The sequence below is a fragment of the Adhaeribacter sp. genome, from assembly GCF_057359045.1.
In genome coordinates this window covers 179,658-201,633 of the sequence record NZ_JBMQUD010000124.1, presented here as the reverse complement: position 1 = coordinate 201,633, position 21,976 = coordinate 179,658, and the positions used below count along the sequence as shown (strand labels likewise).

Genomic DNA, 21,976 nt, shown 5'->3' with positions numbered 1-21,976 from the left:
AATATAATCGGCTCTTTATACAGAACCAATGAAATTCGAAAATTTAAATATTATTGCGCCTATTTTACAGGCCCTTCAGGCCGAAGGTTATACCCAGCCTACCCCTATTCAGGAAAAATCTATTCCGTTAGTTTTAGAACGCCGCGATTTACTGGGTTGCGCCCAGACCGGTACTGGTAAAACTGCCGCTTTTGCTATTCCTATTCTGCAAATATTAACCAACGAAGCGTCCGCAGGCAAAGGCTCCCGGCATATAAGAGCATTAATTCTGACGCCTACCCGCGAGTTGGCCATCCAAATCGACGAAAGCTTTGCGGCTTACGGTAAATTTACCGGCCTGAAACACATGGTTGTTTTTGGGGGTGTTTCGCAGCATGCCCAAACCGCAGCTTTACAAAAAGGCATTGATATTTTGGTAGCTACGCCCGGCCGGTTGCTCGATTTAATGAACCAGGGCTTTATTAAACTGGATAGCTTAAAATTATTTGTGCTGGACGAAGCCGACCGCATGCTGGACATGGGCTTTGTACACGATGTAAAACGGATAATTGCCAAACTACCTGCCAGAAGACAATCTTTATTTTTCTCGGCTACCATGCCGCCCGAAATTGTAGATTTGGCCAACAGCATTTTGAGCAACCCCGCCAAAGTAGAGGTTACCCCGGTTTCTTCTACCGCCGAGACCATTCAGCAATCGGTTTATTTTGTAGAGAAAAACAACAAGCGCAAACTGCTTAACCACGTACTCGAAGATACATCTATTGCCACAGCGTTGGTTTTTACCCGTACCAAACACGGTGCCGACCGGGTTGCCAAAGATTTGCTTCGGGCCGGCATTACCGCCGAGGCCATTCACGGTAATAAATCTCAGAACGCCAGGCAACGTGCGCTAACTAATTTTAAAAGCCGGCAAACCCGCGTGCTGGTAGCCACCGACATTGCCGCCCGGGGCATTGATGTAGATGATTTAACCCACGTCATTAATTTTGAACTGCCCAACGTACCTGAAACTTATGTGCACCGTATTGGGCGTACCGGCCGGGCGGGGGCCAATGGTACGGCCTTATCGTTTTGCGATGCCGAAGAAAAACCTTACCTGCGCGATATACATAAGCTAATTGCTAAAAATATTCCGGTGGTAGCCGATCATCCTTACCATTTTACCAGCATTACCCAAACCGAAATATTGCCTTCTACCGCCGAAAAAGCCCGGGCCACTCGCGATAAAACGAAGAAATGGTACGGCCGGTCTAAAAAATAAATCTTAATGGTTTAAGATTATTATTACGGTTTTAAATAACAAAAAAGAAGCCCCAAGTCTTTATCCGGGGCTTCTTTTTTGTTATTGGGCTAAGCTATTCCGGTCAATATTTTCTGCCTTTAAGCTAAAGTCCTTATCTTGGCACCCGAAAGATTATTAACAGCGTCTGCATTTTATGGATAAGAACAAAAGAAATCGTCGGGGATTTATAAAAACAGTTGCTTTGGGTATTACCGGATTACCACTGGCCTTGGCCCACGCCAAGCCTAACGTTTATAAAAAGAGCAAAAACTTTTTGGTTTACATTGGCACTTACGAAAAGGCCGATGCCGATAGTGTTTTTCTTTACCGGTTAAATTACGAAGCCGGCGAATTAACCCAGGTTAAAGCCATTAAAGCCGGTGCTAATCCGTCTTTTCTGACCCTAACGCCCGATAATCGCTTTTTGTACGCGGTTAATGAAATAGAAGAATTTTATGGCCGAAAAACCGGGGCCGTGCGGGCTTTTGCCGTGGATGTTAAAACCGGCGATTTGAAAATGTTAAACCAAATGGCCACCGGGGGTGTTGGCCCCTGTTACGTATCTTTAGATAAAACAAATAAACTGGTGCTGGCAGCCAACTACGGTACCGGCAATGTGGTGGTTTATCCCGTACAAACTGATGGCCGCTTAGGTAATTTTACTTCTTTGCAACAGCACCAGGGCAGCGGCGCCGACCCGAAACGTCAGGAAGCCGCCCACGCCCATTGTGTAATCACCTCGCCGGATAATCAATTTGCTTTTACCATTGACCTGGGTATTGATAAAATTAAAAACTATCGCCTAGATATTAAACAAGGCGGACTTGTTCCCAACCCCGATGCTGACTACAGTACCCGGCCGGGCGCCGGCCCGCGACACCTTACTTTTCATGGGAACGGGCGCTATGCTTACCTGATCAACGAATTAGATTCTACTGTTACAGCCCTGGCTTACGATACAGCTAAAGGTACTTTTAAAGAACTCCAAACCATTTCGGCTTTGCCGGTAAAATATACCGGTGAGAGTTATTGCGCCGATATTCATGTATCGCCGAACGGTAAGTTTTTATACGGCTCTAACCGGGGCCACAATAGCATTGTTGTTTTTTCGATTAACCCCAGTACCGGCAAATTAAGCCCTGTAGAACATGTTTCTACGCAAGGCAAATGGCCGCGCAATTTTGGCTTCGACCCTACAGGCAAGTTTATGTTAGTAGCCAACCAGCATACAAATAATATTTTTACGTACCGCGTTGATAACCAAACGGGCAAACTCACGCCAACCGGCCACTCCGCCGAAGTGCCGTCGCCGGTTTGTGTACAAGTAGTACCGGATTTTTTGTAAAAGGTTAATCTTGATTAGCTCTGTTTATGTAGAACAAAGGAATATTTAATCTTACATCTGATGAATAAATAAAGAGGCCCTCACGGGCCTTTTGCCTTTATAAAATATTCCTAAATATATGCCAGATTCAATTAGCAACTTGTACGCAGAGCTTGTTTTTAAATTATTAGCTTCGTTTACTACAACCACCCTTTTTGTTTAAACCACAGGTAAATGCCTAAGGTTATCAGCAACATAGTAAACATAATTAGCGGGTAAGCGTTGGGGTATTCCAGTTCGGGCATGTATTTAAAATTCATGCCGTAAATACCCACAATAAAAGTTAAGGGCATAAAAAACACCGAAAAAATGGTAAGCACCCGCATAATTTCGTTCGTGCGCTGCGAAGCTAAACCAATGTAAATATTGAGTAAATTATTCGTGCTGTTGTCTACTTCTTCGTACATGGTAAGCAGCCGCAGGTACATGTCGGATACATCCTGAATATACGGGTCGTGCTTTTTATCGCGGGCCAGGTTATCAATAATTACTTTAGATAAGTTTAAGATTCTTTTTGATACTTCGGCTTTTCGTTTAAGCCAGTAAATGCCGTTGGTAAGCGGATAGTTCTGGTTTTTACGCAAAAAAACTTTCGACTCAAAATAATCCAGTTCTTTGGCTAATTTATGCGCGGGTTCCTCAAACGACAGCAATACTTCTTTTACAAGAAAAATAAATAAACTATGGGTGCTATGGCATTGGTCTGTATCTACCAGGTTGGTTTTTATATCCTGTAAAAAAGCGTATTCTTCGCGGTGAATGGTAATCAAAAAATTATCGGCAAAAAATATGGCTATTTTATTTGTGAGGTCTTGCACCGTATCGCCTTTGCTGCTTACTTCTTTATCAAAAATCCGGATGATGGCAAATACCGTATCGTCTATTTGTTCGTATTTGGGTAAATGATTGGGTTGCAATGCATCCTGAACCGCCGCCGGATGCAATTGGTATTTACGGGAAATTTCTTCTAAATCGGCCGGGCTGGGATTAATTACATCAATCCAATCCCACTGGCACGTTGTAGCTTTTGTTAGATCGGTAACCATAGGCACTGGTTTGCTTTTGCCCCGTTGTACGCACGTTTACGGCCTAAAGTATATAGGCTTCATTAAATATTTAAACTGCTTACGTAAAACTTAAATGGTTGGCGCAACTAGCTAGGTAGCAAAATTTAATTTAACCGGGTTAAAGGTAGCAATATTCATGCTTTGCCTTAACCTTAACGCGGGTGTAAGTTATGGCCAGTAAGCAAACGTTTGTTAATGTATGATAATCGGCCTAATTTGGCACTTTTAAACTGTAAGAAAATGTCAAAACCCCTAATATTAGTTTCGAACGACGACGGCATTACAGCGCCGGGTATCCGGGCGCTCGTAAACGTAATGAAAAAAATTGGCGAAGTGGTAGTAGTTGCTCCCGATAGCCCGCAATCTGGCATGGGACACGCCATAACCGTAGGTAACACTTTGCGTTTAGATAAATCTTTGGCTTTTGATGATGTAGAGGCCTGGGAATGCTCGGGTACACCCGCCGATTGCGTAAAGCTGGCCAAACATTATGTACTTAAAGACCGGCAACCGGCCCTGGTAGTTAGCGGCATTAACCATGGTTCTAACTCCAGTGTAAGTGTGCTGTACTCCGGTACCATGTCGGCGGCGATGGAAGCGGCCATTGAAGGTTTGCCGGCCATTGGCTTTTCTTTGTGTGAGTTTGGCCACGATGCCGATTTTTCGCACACCGAAGAATATGTAGAATTGATAGCCCGGCAGGCACTGGCCCACGGCATACCCGAAGGAACTGCTCTGAATGTGAATTTCCCCAAAAAATCAGGTAAAAAAATAGCGGGTATTAAAGTTTGCCGCCAGGCACAAGCCCGCTGGGAAGAAGAATTTGATGAGCGCCTGGACCCCAATGGGCGTCGTTATTTCTGGCTGACCGGCAATTTTATAAACCCCGATAAAGGCGAAGATACCGACGAGTTTGCTCTGGCGAATAATTATGTTTCGGTGGTGCCTTGCCAGTACGATATGACCGCCTATTTTGCCATGTCGCGCTTAAATAACGAATGGGAATTAGGTAAGTAGTTTTATTGTGGTAAAATAGCAGGAGAATAATTACCGCTAAGAACCAAACTAAAAAACCGCCTTTAAGGGCGGTTTTTTAGCTTTTATACATATTTAATTAAAACGTTAATGGGGCTGGTTCGGCCGTATCGATGTTTTCTTTAAAATATTCTAAGGTTCTTCTTAAGCCTTCGGCACGCGATACTTGCGGCTCCCAGCCCAACAAGGCTTTGGCTTTGGAAATATCGGGCCGGCGTTTCTGCGGATCGTTTTCCGGTAATGGCTGGTAACCTAAGTTTAACGGCGAGCCGGTAAGCTTACAAATTTCTTCGGCAAACTCTTTAATGGTAATCTCGGCGGGGTTACCAATATTTACCGGCATGGCGTAATCGCTAAACAGTAAACGGTAAATGCCTTCAATTAAATCATCTACGTAGCAGAAAGAGCGGGTTTGCGAACCATCGCCAAAAATGCTCAGTTCTTCGCCCCGTAAAGCCTGGCTCAGGAAAGCCGGCAGTACCCGGCCGTCGTTCAGGCGCATGCGCGGGCCGTAGGTATTAAATATCCGGACAATGCGGGTTTCTACGCCGTGGTGCATGTGGTAAGCCATGGTAATCGCTTCCTGGAAACGCTTGGCTTCGTCGTAGCAGCCGCGCGGGCCTACCGGATTTACGTTACCCCAGTACTCTTCTACCTGCGGGTGAATTTCGGGGTCGCCGTACACTTCGGAGGTAGAGGCAATCAGCATGCGGGCACCTTTGGCTTTAGCTAAACCTAACAGGTTATGCGTACCCAACGACCCTACTTTTAAAGTCTGGATCGGAATCTTTAAATAATCGATGGGGCTGGCCGGCGAAGCAAAGTGTAAGATATAATCCAGTTCTCCCGGCACGTGCACATATTTAGATACATCGTGGTGGTAAAACTCAAAATTAGGTAACTTAAATAAATGCTCGATATTATTCAGGTTACCGGTAATCAGGTTATCCATCGCAATAACGTAGTAACCTTCTTTAATAAAACGGTCGCAAAGATGGGACCCTAAAAAGCCGGCACCGCCGGTAATTAATACACGTTTCTGAGTCATTTTATTTAAGCTAAATCTATCGCGGAGTGATAATGAGGTTTAACGCCAATGCCATAATATGTAAAGCCGCTTTCTTCCATTTCTTTAATATCGTAAATATTACGGCCATCAAAAATTACATTGTCTTTCATGAGGCGGGCTACTACTTTAAAGTTGGGCGACCGGAACTCGGGCCACTCAGTAATTACCAGTAAAGCATCTACGTCAATCAGGGCATCGTACTGGTCTTTGGCGTATTCAATTTTATCGCCTAACATGTGCTGGGCTTCTTTTATAGCTACCGGATCGTAGGCTTTAACCTTACAGCCTGCTGCCAATAATTTCTCTATAATTACCAAAGAAGGGGCCTCGCGCATATCATCGGTTTTGGGTTTAAAAGAAAGCCCCCAGATACCAAAGGTTTTGCCGGCTAAGTCGCCCTCAAAATGAGTGTTTATTTTATTAAATAAAACCGATTTCTGATTTTCGTTTACATCTTCTACCGATTTCAGAATCTTCATTTCGTAACCGTTTTCGGCAGCGGTTTTAATTAAGGCTTTTACGTCTTTCGGGAAGCAGGAACCGCCGTAACCAATACCAGGGTAAATAAATTTATTGCCAATCCGGGCATCAGAGCCAATGCCTTTGCGCACCATGTTTACATCGGCACCCATTATTTCGCACAGGTTAGCAATATCGTTCATGAAACTGATTTTAGTAGCCAGCATAGAGTTAGCGGCATACTTGGTCATTTCGGCCGAAGGGATATCCATGAAAATAATGGGGTGGCCGTTGAGCAGGAAAGGCTTGTAAACCTTTTGCATAATATCTTCGGCCCGCTCAGATTCTACCCCAATTACAATCCGGTCGGGTTTCAGGAAGTCTTCAATGGCGGCCCCTTCTTTCAGGAATTCCGGGTTAGAAGCTACGTCAAATTCCAGCGGCTCTTCGCGTAAAATAATTTCTTCTTCAATGGCAGCTTTTACCTTACGGGCGGTGCCCACCGGCACGGTGCTTTTGGTAACTACTACCATGTATTTATTCATGTGCTTGCCAATGCTCCGAGCTACGGCCAATACGTACTTCAGGTCGGCGCTGCCATCTTCGCCGGGCGGGGTACCCACAGCTATAAAAGCTACGTCGGCATCTTGTATACTGGTGGCTATATCGTCTGAGAAATGGAGGCGCTCTTTTTGGGTATTGCGCAGTACCATTTCTTCTAATCCAGGCTCATAAATTGGCAGGATGCCCTGCTTTAGATTTTGTATTTTTTTGGTATCGATGTCAATACAAGTTACATCCATACCTACTTCCGCCAGGCAGGTACCGGTAACCAGTCCTACATATCCTGTTCCAACAATTGCAATCTTCATAGGTAAATTTTAAAAACCAACTAATAATTTAGGCAATTTATTTAATTTAACTCCCAAATTTAACTAAGTTTATTATATATACAAATTAAAATATTTATAAAATATTAAGAACCAACTTATTGTAATTTATACAATATATTTTTTATACCAGTGCTGGAAAACAATAAGCCCCCAAATGCGGGCATGAATATCTTCGGGATTATTGGAAAATATCTTATTTTTAAGTTGCCGGATTTCGTTTACATCAAAAATCCCCTGCTCCTGAATAAAATCATCGGCAAGTAAATCGTCGTTTATTAAAGACCGGAGCTCGTTCTGAAACCATTTTAACAAGGGCACTTCAAAGCCATGTTTGGGGCGGTTGTACAACTCTTCGGGCAGCAACGGCCGGAAAGCATCCTGCACCAGTTTCTTCTTCATTTTACTATCTATTTTAGAAGACTCTGGCAATGAAAAAGCAAAATTAACCACTTTATAATCTAAAAACGGGGTACGTACTTCCAGGCTGTTTGCCATCGACATTAAATCTACTTTGGTAAGCATGTCGTTGGGCAATACCAATTGCATATCGGTGTAAAGCACTTCGTTTATGTCGCCATCCTGGTGTATGTGCTCCAATATCCGTTTTTTGCGTTTCCGGTAAATACCTTTGTTAAAAAACTGGCAGCTTTTTTTGCTCAACAATCTATTCACTTCCGATTGGTCGGCAAAGGTGGCCCAGTGGTAATACCGGTTTTTAGCCGAAGAAGTCATGCCTTCGGCAAATCTTTGAAACTGCCGGATTTTATTCCCAAAGGCCGAGTTACGCGACTTGGGCAATAAATCCCAAAGCGGACCTAAACCGGTAATTACTTCGGCGGCTACCCCACCTTGCCTTACCCGGAATTCGCCCATGTGCTTATTATACCCGGCAAACATTTCGTCGGCACCATCGCCGGAAAGCGCTACGGTTACCTGTTGGCGGGTATATTTGCTTAAAATATAAACGGCCAGTGCCGAAGAATCGGCAAATGGCTCATCGATGTAGTCGAGCACCTGGAATAAATGGTCATATAGGTCCTGGTTGGTAAGCGAAAAAACCGTGTGATTGGTTTTATATTTATCGGCTACCAGTTGCGCGTAACGAGTTTCATCGAAAAAAGGTTCGTCTTTATAGCCAATCGAAAAGGTATTCAGGTGCTCGGTGTGGCGCGAAGCTAAAGCTACAATTACCGAAGAATCGATACCGCCGCTTAAAAATGCACCAAGGGGCACATCCGAAATTAACCGGCGTTTTACGGCACCATCGAGTAATTTAACCAGCTTTTCTTGCTGCTGTTCGTAGGTTAAAACATTTTGCTTTACCTTCTTTTTACTATAAGGTATCCGGTACCAGGCTTTTTTAAGTACTTTGTCTTTTTGAATAAATAAATAATGGCCGGGCTCCAGTTTTTTTACGCCTTTAATAATAGAGGCCGGGCCCGGTATATAATTAAACTGCAGGTACTGAAACAGCGATACATAATCGATTTTACGGGCAATACCAAACGCCAGCATGGCTTTCATTTCCGACGCAAACAAAAATTTATCTTCGTCTTTATATACCAGCAAAGGCTTTACGCCCATGCGGTCGCGGGCTACAAACAGCGTATTTTCTTCTTTATCGAAAATAGCAAAAGCAAAAAAACCATTTAATTTTTTAAGGCATTTTTTGCCGTCTTTTATATACAGTTTTAACAGCACTTCGGTATCGGTGCCCGAAAAAAAGGTATACCCGTTTTGCAGCAATTCTTTTTTAAGCTGCGGAAAATTAAATATTTCGCCGTTAAAAATAATGGTATACCGCCCCGACTCATCGGTCATGGGTTGGGCCCCATCGGCCGAAAGGTCCAGAATAGACAAGCGCCGGTGGCCTAAACCGCAGGTATCAAAAAAGAAATGGCCCTGGGAGTCGGGTCCCCGTTGCTGAATGGCATCGGTAGATGCCTTAAGTTTATCAAGATAATCGCGACCAATGTCGCTGAAAGCATAAACACCAGATATTCCACACATAATTGCCGTAAAAATACATTATCCTTAATACTGCACAATTTAAACTAGGTTATTATTATAAATTAATATTTACTTACCGGTTATATAATCAGGCAAGTATCAGGTATTAACTATTATTTATTTGGGTTACCACCATACGCAGGTACAACATTTTCTTTCTAAAATTTATGTTGTGCCTTGCCTGCCGGGCAAGCATACAGTAGCAGAAATATTTTATACCCTTTGCCTTGTTTCCAGCAAAGCTTAAACCCATTTTGTATTAACTGCTTCTTGCTTATTTTTAACACTTTTAATAAACTTTAGGATATTTAACAGAGAAAAGCTACCTCTAAAACACTTTATGCAATAATTGAGGCATTAAAATTTATTTAATTGTCAATCAGTGAGTTAATACTTTTTTATTCTAATTAAGACACGATAACTTTTTTGGATACTTTCTTTAGATTAACTTTATGCCTGTTACCAATCACCATCAGTTCTTATGGCCTGGCATACGTTAGCTCTCCGATTTAAATTAGCGTTAATTTGCCTTACCCTCTGCCTGACCATTTCGTGTAAGCGAAACATTTCAGTTTTTAGCTCTAATGGCATTTCGGATAGTAAATACGCCGACACCGACCAGCGCAAACTGGAGTGGGAATTTAAGAAAAAAGAAAAACAAGTATTACGTAACCAGGAGCGGTCCGAACGCCGCAACAGCCGCCTCTCCCGTAACCGGGTAAACAAAGATATTCAGAAAGTAATCCGGACGGCTCGTTCTTACCGCGGTACACCTTACCGTTGGGGGGGCACTACCCGCATTGGCATGGATTGTTCGGGTTTGCTGTGTACTTCTTTTAAAGCCATAAACGTAGATCTGCCCCGTACTTCTAACGAGCAAAGCCAGTTTGGCCGCAATGTGCGTCCGCGCGAACTGCGCCCCGGCGATTTGGTATTTTTTGGTACTTCTGCGGGTTTTAGCCGCCAGATTTCGCACGTGGGCATGGTTACCGATGTAAAAGGGAAAGACGAGGTTTATTTTATTCATGCCTCAACCAGCCTGGGTGTAAAAGAAGACAATTTATATTCTAATTATTATCAGAAAATTTTCATTAAAGCCGTTCGCCCCCGCATCTGATTTTTTATTAGCTTTGCATCTAAAATCCTTATTTATACATATATTTGCAAAAAATAAAAGAAAACGTTAACAATTTTTTAACATTCATTTATTAAAGCCGGGTTACCTTTGTACCCGTTTTTATGCTTACATACAGCCTGTTTTACAATACCACTTCATACACCATCACTGGCCCAACCTATCTATTAATAGCTAAGCATCTTAAACTTAGTTACTTAAAAACCGTTTTTATAATTAGCATTACCCTTTTATTTTATATTATTTATACAAACAAACAAAACAAACTTAAATCTTTTTATGAAGAAGTACTTACTTACTACACTCATCTTGTTATGTTGTGCAGCGGGTTTGCGGGCACAGGTAACAACCAGTAGTATTACCGGTTCGGTTAGAGATGCCGGCGGGGAAGCCTTAATTGGTGCTACCGTAAAAGCCACGCATCAACCATCCGGTACTGTTTACGGTGCCTCTACCAATGTTGAAGGCCGTTTTAACATTCCAAACGTTAGAGTTGGCGGTCCTTACACAATTGAAGTTAGCTATATTGGTTATCAGAACCAAAACGTTAATAATGTACAACTCCAATTAGGGCAGCCCTTTTTATTAAATGCTGTTCTAAGCCAGTCGGGTACCCAGTTGCAAGAAGTGGCGATTAATGCCGAACGCTCTGATGCTTTTAATACAACCAGAACCGGTGCAGCCACAAACATTAATAACCGGCAACTGACTACTTTACCTACTATCTCCAGAAGTATAACAGATTTTACTAGGCTTACCCCACAGGCGAGCGGCAACAGCTTTGCCGGCCGCGATGCCCGTTATAACAACATTCAGGTAGATGGTGCTAACTTAAACAACAACTTTGGTTTAAGTAATGATCCGCTGCCCGGTGGTGGTGCCCAGCCTATTTCCCTGGATGCTTACGACCAGATCTCCGTTAATATTGCTCCTTTTGATGTACGGCAATCTGGTTTTACCGGGGCCGGTATTAATGCCGTAACCAAAAGCGGTACAAATACTTTCCATGGCTCGGCTTACGGATTTTACCGCGACCAAAGCTTTAATGGCACTAAGGTTGGCAGTACCGATATCAGCAATCAGATAATTGATTCCAAAAACCAGATAATTGGCGGTACCTTAGGTGGCCCAATTATTAAAAACAAATTATTCTTTTTTGTGAATGCCGAATTTGAAAAAGGCTCACGGCCGGGAATAACTTTTTATCCAACCGGTGGTACTGGTTCCGGCAACGTTTCTGCTACCCCTATCGACTCCCTGCGTAGACTTTCTAACTTTTTGCGGGAAAGATATAGCTACGAAACCGGCTCTTTTGATAACTTCCCCAATTTTGAGAATCAGAACCGTAAATTATTAGGTAAACTAGACTGGAATATTGTGGAAGGCCATCGCTTAACCTTAAAGTATAGCGATTTTGAGAGCACCAACGACCAGCAATTAAATAATACCAGTGTGCCAAACGGCGGTGGTTTTACCGTTGATGGTCGCTCTGGTTCTCAAACCCGGTTACCATTTAACCGGTTTAGTAACACTTCGCTGGGTTTTGCCAATTCTAATTACATGTTCAAGGATATCACCAGAACGGGTACTTTTGAACTGAACAGTACTTTTGGCAGCAAAATGTCGAACCAGTTACTCGGCACCATTACAAGAATTAAAACTACCCGCGATTTTCCTGGTCAACTTTTCCCGTCTATTGATATTTTCGATGGCCAGGGCAATAACTACATGAGTGCTGGTATGGACCCCTATACCAATAATAATGATGTAATTAATAATATTTACAGCATTACAAATAACTTTACTTACTACGCCGGAAAACATACTTTAACCGCCGGTGCATCTTATGAGTATCAGCGCGTTGGTAACATGTTTATGGCTGGCTCCAACGGATACTATGTATATAACTCCTTAAATGATTTTATAAAGGAAAGAAACCCGGTATACTATGCCTATACCTATTCTTTGGTTCCGGGCAAGGATGCCGTATATTCTGCGGAGTTAAAAGTAGGTCAGTTGGGTATTTATGCCCAGGATGAAATTAACTTTACCCCTAATTTCAGGCTTACTGTTGGTATTCGTGGTGACCAACCCATTTATCACGAACAACCCATTGAAAACCCAGCAGCATCGGCTCTAAACCTCTATAACGCCAATGGCGAGTTAACCCGCTACACCACTGGTTCCTGGCCAAAGAGCCCAATGCTTTTTTCACCCAGAGTAGGTTTCAGATGGGATGTATCTAACAACAATAACTTAGTTTTCCGGGGCGGTACTGGTATATTTACCGGGAGAATTCCATTTGTATACTTAACCAACATGCCTACTAACTCTGGTATGTACCAGTTTGGTGGTGCTATCAGCAATGGTAGCGCGGCGGGTAGAACCCAATTGGCTGGTATTACTTTTAACCCCAATCCGGCAGCTTACGCTAATCTATTCCCTACTACCGCCGGCACAACAGTTCCGGGTAATGTTGTATTTATTGACCCTGACTTTAAATTCCCACAGGTATTCCGGACTAACCTGGCCGCCGAAAAAGATTTAGGCCACGGTTTAATCCTGACTTTAGAAGGTTTATTTACTAAAGATATCAATGCTGTAAGGATGCGTAACGCCAACCAGCGAACTCCTACCGGCATTATTGTAGAAGGAGATAATATCCGGAGCCGCTTTATTGGCACTGGCACCAATGGCGCTGTACAAAACGTTGATCGCCGGTTAAATTCTGGCATTACCTCAGCCGTTGTTCTGGAAAATACAAATGAAGGACACGCCACCTCTTTAACGGCCCAGTTAAGTAAATCTTTTGCGGGTGGTTTCTATGGCTCTGCCGCTTATACTTATACATCTTCTAAAGAAGTTACTGCTAATCCAGGTTCACAAGCTTCTTCAGTTTGGAATACAAACCCTAACGTAGGTACTTCAAACAGCTTCGAATTAGCCAATTCGCAATATGCAATTCCTCACCGGGTAGTAGCCAACCTTTCTTACCGGAAAGAATACGCCAAGCATTTTGCCTCAACCGTTTCCCTTTTTTACGAAGGATCTAACCAGGCTACTTACAGCTTCCTGGTAAACGGCGACTTAAACGGAGATGGTAATAGTGCAGATTTAATGTATATCCCGAACGATGCTTCCGAAGTAATCTTTGAGCCATATACGGCAACAGTAGGTTCTCAAACTTTTACCTATACGGTACAACAACAGGTAGATGCATTCAATACTTTCCTGAATAATACGCCTTATCTGGATAAAAACCGGGGACAGTATGCTGGTAGAAACTCGGCCCTTACGCCTTGGCTAAATCGGTTAGATTTCCGCTTCTTACAAGACTTCTTTGTAGAAACCGGTGCTAATAAAACCCGTCATAATTTACAGTTTACTGCTGATGTGTTAAATTTCTCTAACTTGTTAAACAAAAATTGGGGTATCCGCGACAGATTTATAACGAACCAACCACTGGTTTTCAGAAGTATTAACGGCGAAAACAAACCTGTATATCGTTTACAAAATATAAATGGCAACTTAGTAAGCGATCCATTTGAAGATAATGTGAGTACTACCAGTACCTGGAGCTTACAGTTAGGTTTACGCTATTCTTTCTAATACTTTACCTGAAACCTAACTTTAGATTAAAAAGCCCTGGCGTTTCCAGGGCTTTTTTTTTAATATTTTTTTACCCAAATGCTGGTACTTTCCAAAATTTATTTTACTTTTGCATCACTTTAGCAAACGGGGGATTAGCTCAGCTGGCTAGAGCGCTTGCATGGCATGCAAGAGGTCATCGGTTCGACTCCGATATTCTCCACTAAATAATGAAGCACTTACGGTATAAAAACTGTAAGTGCTTTTTTTATGTACTTCTGCTTTGTTCTAAGCAAGGCTTTTGCTACTTCATGTGAAATATTGCTTTGGCTAGATGCCTAAAGACTTTGTTTATAAAAGCTCGCTTTTAAGAAAAAGCTTTTAATATCAGGACACAACTATCCTGTTTCGCAATTTTTAATTTAATCAAATTCCTTTTCATGGATACTTCAGAGAATACTTTATTTATACCCGTTACATACAGAGGTCAAGAATATACTTTTCCGGCGCAGTTACTTTTCTCGGGCTTTACCCACAAAATATTGGTTGATGTAGATGGTCAGCAAATCATGTATGAGCCAGACGAAGAAAGAAATTACCGGGCTGTGCTGGATAATACCCAGTTAGAAAAAGGGATTAAGGTAGATATTATGCTGCTGCAAGCCATCGCCGCTGTTATTGAGTCGGTGGTAAAGAACTAAGGGTATAGTGCAGCAACAAGCTTTTATTCCATATTTTTTTTGCCGGTACATACTTTACCTGCAAACATTATTGGCCCAATTTTCTTTAACTTAAAATTTTATTACATAAAAAATTGCCCGGCTTGTTTTTTGTGCCGTTCTAAACTAAACTGTACAATACGGTCAAGTACATCGTAAGGCTTATAACCGAATGCCAGGGCTTGTTTAAACAGCGTGGCGCCAGGATTTAAAGCTGGGTATACATTTACTCTTCGGATAATAATTGCTGCTTCTTGGCTAACCGAAAAGTCAAGCACAGCATAACCTTCCAAATTTAATATCTGCGCCGCTTTTATCAAATCTGCTTTTATGTTTTCCGGAAGAAGCAAGGCCGTTTCTGAGTTATCCGCGTCGGCGGTAAACAACCTTGAGCCGCTACCCAAATTTTCTGGTTGTTGTTCGTTGGCCTTGGTTAATTGATCCAGATTAATGAAAACCTCATAACCCAAGCGCCCATCTGGTAAATATCGCGTGAGCAAACCCGCCGAAAAAATATTCGCAGTTGCCGGTTCAAAATGAATATTGTGCGTCCGTAAGCTTTGGGCAATATTATTCGTATCGGTCATGGTTTGCCAGGCAGCATGCCCCAAACCAGTATACGGCAAATGCACTTTTTCCAGTTCGGTGTGCAAAGTACCAGTAGTAAACCAACTAGCCGGCACAACAGTAAATATTCCATCTACCAGATTAGAGAGTTGCTCAAAATTAACGGCTTGCGGTTGGCGCAGTACAGGCCCGGCGTAGGTAGCAGTAATATATTCGGCAGCATCCAATGTTTCCGCTAAACCAGACCGCCACTCTTGCCCGTTTTTTTGAGAAACTATGGCACTCTGTAAAGCACTTTGGCCGGTAGTGGCTAAAAAATAGGGCGGCAAAATAAATAATTTAATTTGCGTTTCTGAGTTGGTGGCCAAAACGAATAAGGGCTGGTATTTGCCCGAAGCAGCCAACTGATTAAAAATATACTGACCACTGGTTATAAGTGCCTCTTCAGCCTCCCCGCCCTCGCCTATTAACATTGCAATTTTAATTTTTTGCTGGCGGGTGGCTAAACGGGTTTTATTTGCTTGCGTCAATGCTGTTGCCTTTTCAGCCAGGTTAATTTTAAAAGCCCTGGTTTGCTGGCGCTCAGTTAAGGAAGTTGCCAAATAATACGTAAGAAACTGTGTCGGATTCAGACCTATCTGCGCCACTTGGGCAAATAACTCCTCAATAGGTAAATGCGCTAAACTGGTGCTACAATCCGTTAAAGATAATTGCCCTCCGGCGGTAACAACACCAGTAAGCTGCACCAAAACTTTAAAATTTAAAGCGTTAGCTACTTCCAGGCAATGCTCCCGGATTTGCTTTATTTGGCCGGCAGTTAGCTCTGGCTTGGTTAAACTATCCGGCGATACGGGTAAATAATGATGCGTTTCTTTAGAGTTAGTTAGCACCGGATTCAAAGCTACCGGCTGCCCATCCGGATTTTGCAGCACCAAACAGGTAAATGGTGTACCGGGCACCAGGCCTTCGGCCAATATTGCCGGCTGACTGGTTAAAGCATGTAGTAAAAGTTCTTCGCGGGTGGTTTGGGTAAATAAACCTTGCACCACCGCCAATAGTTGCTCCGGATGATGAATTAGGGTATTATTATCGGCGCGCAGGGGCATGCCTAAACCGGTTTTGGAGTCGCTCAATTGATCTATCAGGCTAAGTTGTTCCGGTTCGGTCAGGCGTTGCCATTCTGTTTTAAGCAGGCGGTACCGGCCAAAGCTTTTTTCTACGGCCTTCTCAAAAATGGTAAAATCATCTTCTGGTTTTATTACGCTTTCGCCGGCAACCGCACCTGACAATGACTTTAAGCTTACCGCCCCTCCCAGTTCCTGCTGCACTTCGGCGTAAATGCTACGCCGCTGGTTCTCGGTAGCCCATCTGTCCGCCGAGATAATTTTGCCCGGAATTACCGGCCAACCAAAGCGGGTAAATATTTGCCTTTGCAAGAATAAATCGGTGCTTAAGGCGGTTCCTACGTTATCTGGCCCGGCAAACGGTATCTGGTACCAGGCAAGTAAGCCCCGCAGGTTAAGTTCCTCAGCACTACCCTCAGGTAAAACCAGCAGCGCCATAGCAAAATATTTTTTAAAATCGATTGGGGTTATGGGCTGGCCAACCTGGTTTATTATTTCGGTTTGCTGTTCCAAAGATAAATTGCCCAACGATTCTATATATACCCGGAAATTATTTTTAGATTCCGGAATTGCAACGGTCGGCGGGTAAAAACTACGAATATCGGTTTGGTAAATATTGGCCCAGTTGAGCAACACAAAATTACCGAGACTGTCGATAAATACAGGAACGGGGGTAAACAGGGCTTTATCTAAACTATCATAAACAATGCGGCCAGCGGCATAAGATAATTCGCGGTTCGGGGAAGTTCCGCCAAAAAAAACACCTATTTTCATTGGAGTAAAGTTCCTGTTTTCGGGTTGCATATTCTGGGACATATAGCTTAGCTAATTCTGGGTTGCTTGTTCTATCTTAATATTTTATTCGGGCCAGCAAGGCTGTTTTGCTGGTAAATCTTTTTTATACGAAACATTCAAGCCTAACGCTACCTGGCTATTATTCTGTTGAATGTTTTTATGGCCGGCCAAACCGGGTTTCTAAATAAAATATTCACTTTTAATTTTATACCGGTATTTTTGAAAATATAATTTGCTCCCGCAACAGGTGCCAATAATATTCTATGGATTTATCTATTGTTATTCCTATTTACAACGAAGCCCAGAATATTCCGGTTTTATATAACCGGCTGCAAACTGTTTTGGCCAAGCTGCCCATAACAGCTGAAATTATATTTGTAAATGACGGCAGCCAGGATAACTCCATGCCACTGATAAAAAACCTTAGCAGCACCAACAGACAAGTTAAATACCTTGATTTTAGCCGCAATTTCGGGCACCAGGTAGCTGTAACCGCTGGCCTGGAATACGCCACCGGCCAGGCTGTGGTAATTATGGATGCCGATTTGCAAGACCCGCCCGAGTTAATTCTGGATTTGTATGCCCAGCTGAAAAACGGTTACCAGGTAGTGTACGCCAAAAGAAGATCCCGCAAAGGCGAAAGTTTCTTTAAAAAAGCTACTGCTCGTTTTTTTTACCGCTTGCTCCGTCGAATTACGGCCGTAAATATTCCGGTTGATACCGGTGATTTCCGGATTATTGACCGGAAAGTAGTAGAAGTATTGAAAAAAATGCCCGAACAGCATAAATTTATTCGGGGGCAGATTGCCTGGGCCGGTTTTAAACAAACCTGCGTAGAATACGACCGCGACGAAAGATTTGCCGGTGCTACCAGTTACCCTTACCGCAAAATGCTACGTCTGGCGCTGGATGGCATTACTTCTTTTTCTAACCTGCCGCTTAAATTTGCCACAATTACCGGCTTTTTGGTATCGGGCGTAGCTTTCCTGATTATGCTGTACGCGCTGTATTCGCGGTTTATTTTAAAAGATTATATCCAGGGCTGGACCTCGCTTATCTTAAGTGTCATGTTTATTGGCGGTATTCAGTTAATCTGTATTGGCATTATTGGCGAATATATCAGCCGTATTAGTTCTAATATCCGCAACCGGCCTTTGTACGTGATCAACGAATCGAACATTCCGGATATCAAGCCCTAGCAACTGCCCCGGCAAAAGCAGAAATACCGCTTCTTTGCCTAAAATATTATACATTTGCCCAGCTTCTCGTAAAAGCTAATTCCACCTGTTTTAATACAAAATAAAACCACACTATGAAAACAGTAGATCATTATAATTTTGCCGGTAAACGGGCCCTCATCCGGGTAGATTTTAACGTACCTTTAAACGAGCAATTCGAAATTACCGATGATACCCGCATCCGGGCCGCTGTGCCTACCATTCAGAAAATATTAAACGATGGCGGCGCCGTTATTCTGATGTCGCATTTGGGCCGGCCTAAAAATGGTCCTACCGATAAATATTCGCTACGGCACCTGGTACCGCACCTGTCGCGCACGTTTAATACCGAAGTAAAATTTGCCCCGGATTGCATTGGTACCGAAGCTACTGAACTGGCGCAAACCCTGCAGCCCGGCCAAATATTATTACTCGAGAACCTGCGTTTTTACCCCGAAGAAGAAAAAGGAGACGTGGCCTTTGCCGAGAAATTAAGCCATTTAGGCGACGTTTATGTAAATGATGCTTTTGGTACAGCCCACCGGGCCCATGCCTCTACCGCCGTAATTGCGCAGTTTTTCCCGGAAGCTAAAATGACCGGCTACGTGATGCAGGCCGAGTTGGAAAATGCCCGTCGCGTGTTAGACAATGTAGAACGGCCTTATACCGCTATTATGGGCGGGGCTAAAATATCAGATAAAATATTAATTATTGAGCGCCTGTTAGATAAGGTAGATAACCTGATTATTGGTGGCGGTATGTCGTATACTTTTTCCAAAGCCGAAGGCGGTGAAATTGGTAACTCTTTACTGGAAGCTGACCGGCAACAACTGGCTTTGGAATTAATCGCCAAAGCCAAAGAAAAAGGCGTAAACCTGTATTTACCTACCGATTCGGTAATTGCCAACGATTTTAAAAATGATGCCGATGTAGATATTGCCTCTAACCACCATATACCGGCCAACTGGATGGGCTTAGATATTGGTCCGGAAGCCCGCGAACAATTTGCCGATGTGATTCGCAATTCCCGCACCATCCTTTGGAATGGTCCCATGGGCGTATTTGAAATGTCGAACTTTGCACTGGGTACCCAAACCGTAGCTGAAGCAGTAGTAGAAGCTACCCGCAACGGTGCGTTCTCTTTAATTGGCGGCGGCGATTCGGCAGCGGCGGTAAACCAGTTTGGCTACGGTAACGATGTATCGTACGTTTCTACGGGCGGTGGCGCTTTACTAGAATACATGGAAGGCAAAACCTTACCCGGCGTTGCCGCGCTGGAAAATGACTAAGCTAAAGCGCTAATAAATAAAAATCCCCGGCCTTACTTCCGGGGATTTTTTGTTTCTGCGCCAGAATAACTGTTTAGCCTCTGTCTAACACCAAACAGCTTTTTAGTATATGATTTGCTTTAGAGGCCTCTACTTAAATCAACCTAAATATTATTTTACCCATTTCAGGCGGCCATCTGCCTCATATTGCAGTTGCCCCACATCTAGTAACTGGCTGATAACTGTAGAAATGATTTCCTTATCTTGGGTAACTAGTTGCTGGGCCAGTTCCTGCGGGTGTAAAGTAGCATGGTTTAAATATTCCTGAATTTGTTTTCGTAAAGTTTCCTGTATTTCGTGAGCCCGGGCGGCTTTTTTGCGTTGCAGGCAATAATCGCAAATACGGCAATACGCGTCGTTTATTTCTCCAAAATATTCCAGCAAGAGCTGGGTGCGGCAACGGTTGGTAGTGGTTACGTACCGGATTACCGCCTGGGCTTTTTGTTGGGCACTCTGCCGCAAAGCATTGTAACGTTTAATATTGATGGGTAAATTGGCCGCATCGTAACGTTGGGTGGTAAATACTACCTGGGGAGCATCGTGCTGAGGTTCGTACAGCAAAACACCGCATTGGTGCAAATAAGATAAACTTTTTTTAACGGCAACCGCCGTAACTTTCAGCTTATCCGCCAGGCTTTTTTCCGATATTTTTACAAAATTAGTGTACACATTGCCGCCATAAATCCGCAGAATCATTTTTAATAAGGGGTCCTGCTCCGGATTGGCCACCTGAAATTTGTATAACTCTTCGTGTTGGGTAGTTAATAATATTTTGGACGGCGAAAAATAAGCTTCGTTTAGTTGCAGCAATCCTTCGGACTGGAGTTTCTGGAGGGCATAATGGGTTTCCAGCGCTTTTAAACGGTAGGTGCGGGTAAAATCATCGAGGTTAAAATCAAACGTCTGAAAAGCCCCGCTGCCTACGGCCATCTGGTAATAATTGGCCAGACATTGGTAAACCTTGCGCAATACCTCTACCGGCGGATGGGCTTCGGCTACTTTGTTTTCTAATATTTCGGTATCGTTGGGCCCTACCAGTAAAGTGGCAAAGGCATATTTTTCGTCGCGGCCCGCCCGGCCCGCTTCCTGGTAATAAGCTTCCAGGGTTTCGGGCATATCCAGGTGTACCACCAACCGTACATCAGGCTTATCTATGCCCATGCCAAAGGCGTTGGTAGCTACTATTACCCGGGTTCTATCTTCAATCCAATCGAGTTGTACCTGGTTTCGTTGGGCGTGCGATAAACCGGCATGATAAGCCGCCGCCATTATTTTGTGCTGGCGCAGGTATTTGGCTATCTCTTCGGTAAGCCGACGACTGGCTACGTACACAATAGCCGTACCCGGTACTCCTTTTAAAATAGACAACAAACGGCCCGGCTTATCTTCGGTATGGAGGCAGGAATAAGATAAATTAGGGCGGGCAAAGCTTTTCTGAAAAACTTCGCCGTTCCGGAATTTTAACTTTTCCTGAATATCGGCTTTTACTTCGGGGGTGGCTGTAGCCGTAAGCGCAATTATTGGTACGTTGGGCAATAATTCGCGGAGTTCGGCTATTTGCAAATAAGGTGGCCTAAATTCGTAACCCCACTGCGAAATACAATGGGCTTCGTCCACGGCAATCAGGTTTATGTTCATACGGGTTACCCGCTCCCGGAACAAGTCGGTTTGGAGGCGCTCCGGCGACAAATACAAAAACTTAAGATTTCCGTAAACGGCATTGTCCAGGGCAATATCTATCTCGCGGGCGTGCAAACCAGCGTGCACGGCTACCGCCGGAATTTGGCGTTGCTGCAGGTTGGCTACCTGGTCTTTCATAAGCGCCACCAACGGCGAAACAACCAAACACAAGCCCGGTTTAGCTAGCGCCGGCACCTGAAAACAAATAGATTTGCCGCCCCCGGTTGGCAGTAAAGCCAAAGTATCCTGGCCCGCCATAACCGATTGTACAATATCTTCTTGTAACGGCCGGAAAGCAGCGTAACCCCAATATTGATTAAGTATCTGGTGAATGTCGTGCAAAATAAGTGTACGCTTAAAAGTGCAAAGATACACGATCAGCGACAAAACTAATGATTAAGATACCTGCTTACTGGTTTATCTTAAGCTTTGTCCTAAATCAGCTTTACGCCATTCTAAAGTATTTGCTTAAGGTAAGTTTTAGCCAGAATAAGCCTTTAAAGAAGTAGCTTTAATTAAGTAGCTGTTTAATATTTTGGAAATGGTATGTATGGTTGCCCTTGCCGCGCGTTTTCACTATAGTTTTCAGGCTAATTTACCCGAGGTGGCGCAAGTTTAGCGAAG

14 protein-coding genes and 1 tRNA gene are annotated in these 21,976 nt (G+C 43.5%); 9 read left to right on the top strand and 6 right to left on the bottom strand.

The features are described 5' to 3' along the window. The first annotated feature begins 28 nt into the window (after positions 1 to 28). Both ACO1R6_RS19680 and ACO1R6_RS19675 read left to right on the top strand, forming a co-directional pair. On the top strand, positions 29 to 1,261 hold the full coding sequence (locus ACO1R6_RS19680; protein ID WP_486266813.1) for a DEAD/DEAH box helicase: 1,233 nt from the start codon (positions 29 to 31) through the stop codon (positions 1,259 to 1,261). A gap of 175 nt (positions 1,262 to 1,436) precedes the next feature. Then, positions 1,437 to 2,627 (top strand): lactonase family protein, encoded by a 1,191-nt coding sequence (locus tag ACO1R6_RS19675; protein WP_486266812.1) that lies wholly within the window; start codon positions 1,437 to 1,439, stop codon positions 2,625 to 2,627. A gap of 179 nt (positions 2,628 to 2,806) precedes the next feature. On the opposite strand, the gene ACO1R6_RS19670 is transcribed toward ACO1R6_RS19675, so the two are convergent. Further along, positions 2,807 to 3,712, bottom strand: a complete 906-nt coding sequence (locus ACO1R6_RS19670; RefSeq protein WP_486266811.1) for a magnesium transporter CorA family protein — start codon at positions 3,710 to 3,712, stop codon at positions 2,807 to 2,809. 261 nt (positions 3,713 to 3,973) lie between these two features. Here ACO1R6_RS19670 and surE point away from each other — a divergent pair, with 261 nt between their 5' ends. Next, positions 3,974 to 4,750, top strand: a complete 777-nt coding sequence (gene surE, locus ACO1R6_RS19665) for a 5'/3'-nucleotidase SurE (RefSeq protein WP_486266810.1) — start codon at positions 3,974 to 3,976, stop codon at positions 4,748 to 4,750. 97 nt (positions 4,751 to 4,847) lie between these two features. On the opposite strand, the gene ACO1R6_RS19660 is transcribed toward surE, so the two are convergent. The 3 genes from ACO1R6_RS19660 to asnB all read right to left on the bottom strand — a co-directional run bounded on the left by ACO1R6_RS19660 (position 4,848) and on the right by asnB (position 9,199). Continuing rightward, entirely contained in the window at positions 4,848 to 5,816 is a 969-nt protein-coding gene (locus tag ACO1R6_RS19660) for a UDP-glucuronic acid decarboxylase family protein (RefSeq protein WP_486266809.1), read from the bottom strand. Between the two features lie 5 nt (positions 5,817 to 5,821). Next, positions 5,822 to 7,168: a UDP-glucose dehydrogenase family protein gene (locus tag ACO1R6_RS19655; protein WP_486266808.1), complete on the bottom strand. Its 1,347-nt coding sequence runs from the start codon at positions 7,166 to 7,168 to the stop codon at positions 5,822 to 5,824. Between the two features lie 126 nt (positions 7,169 to 7,294). Next, complete coding sequence (asnB, locus tag ACO1R6_RS19650; RefSeq protein ID WP_486266807.1) at positions 7,295 to 9,199, bottom strand: asparagine synthase (glutamine-hydrolyzing); 1,905 nt, start codon at positions 9,197 to 9,199, stop codon at positions 7,295 to 7,297. Positions 9,200 to 9,680: 481 nt separating this feature from the next. Here asnB and ACO1R6_RS19645 point away from each other — a divergent pair, with 481 nt between their 5' ends. The 4 genes from ACO1R6_RS19645 (at position 9,681) to ACO1R6_RS19630 (ending at position 14,623) form a co-directional block, all read left to right on the top strand. Continuing rightward, positions 9,681 to 10,316 (top strand): C40 family peptidase, encoded by a 636-nt coding sequence (locus tag ACO1R6_RS19645; RefSeq protein WP_486266806.1) that lies wholly within the window; start codon positions 9,681 to 9,683, stop codon positions 10,314 to 10,316. Between the two features lie 297 nt (positions 10,317 to 10,613). Continuing rightward, the gene (locus ACO1R6_RS19640; protein WP_486266805.1) at positions 10,614 to 13,943 is read left to right on the top strand and encodes a TonB-dependent receptor; all 3,330 of its coding nucleotides are present in this window, start codon (positions 10,614 to 10,616) and stop codon (positions 13,941 to 13,943) included. A gap of 128 nt (positions 13,944 to 14,071) precedes the next feature. Continuing rightward, positions 14,072 to 14,145 (top strand) — tRNA-Ala (locus ACO1R6_RS19635). A 217-nt stretch (positions 14,146 to 14,362) separates the two neighbouring features. After that, positions 14,363 to 14,623, top strand: coding sequence for a hypothetical protein (locus ACO1R6_RS19630; protein WP_486266804.1), 261 nt, complete (start codon positions 14,363 to 14,365; stop codon positions 14,621 to 14,623). A gap of 101 nt (positions 14,624 to 14,724) precedes the next feature. Here the strand turns inward: ACO1R6_RS19630 and ACO1R6_RS19625 are convergent, their stop codons facing one another. Continuing rightward, the gene (locus ACO1R6_RS19625) at positions 14,725 to 17,106 is read right to left on the bottom strand and encodes a D-alanine--D-alanine ligase family protein (RefSeq protein ID WP_486266803.1); all 2,382 of its coding nucleotides are present in this window, start codon (positions 17,104 to 17,106) and stop codon (positions 14,725 to 14,727) included. 284 nt (positions 17,107 to 17,390) lie between these two features. On the opposite strand from ACO1R6_RS19625, the gene ACO1R6_RS19620 reads away from it, so the two are divergent. Together ACO1R6_RS19620 and ACO1R6_RS19615 are read left to right on the top strand one after the other, a co-directional pair. Next, complete coding sequence (locus ACO1R6_RS19620; protein ID WP_486266802.1) at positions 17,391 to 18,326, top strand: glycosyltransferase family 2 protein; 936 nt, start codon at positions 17,391 to 17,393, stop codon at positions 18,324 to 18,326. A gap of 113 nt (positions 18,327 to 18,439) precedes the next feature. Beyond that, positions 18,440 to 19,633 (top strand): phosphoglycerate kinase, encoded by a 1,194-nt coding sequence (locus ACO1R6_RS19615; protein WP_486266801.1) that lies wholly within the window; start codon positions 18,440 to 18,442, stop codon positions 19,631 to 19,633. Between the two features lie 150 nt (positions 19,634 to 19,783). Here the strand turns inward: ACO1R6_RS19615 and ACO1R6_RS19610 are convergent, their stop codons facing one another. After that, positions 19,784 to 21,694 carry a RecQ family ATP-dependent DNA helicase gene (locus ACO1R6_RS19610; RefSeq protein WP_486266800.1) on the bottom strand — a complete coding sequence of 637 codons (1,911 nt, stop codon included), beginning with the start codon at positions 21,692 to 21,694 and terminating at the stop codon, positions 19,784 to 19,786. Positions 21,695 to 21,976 lie beyond the last annotated feature (282 nt).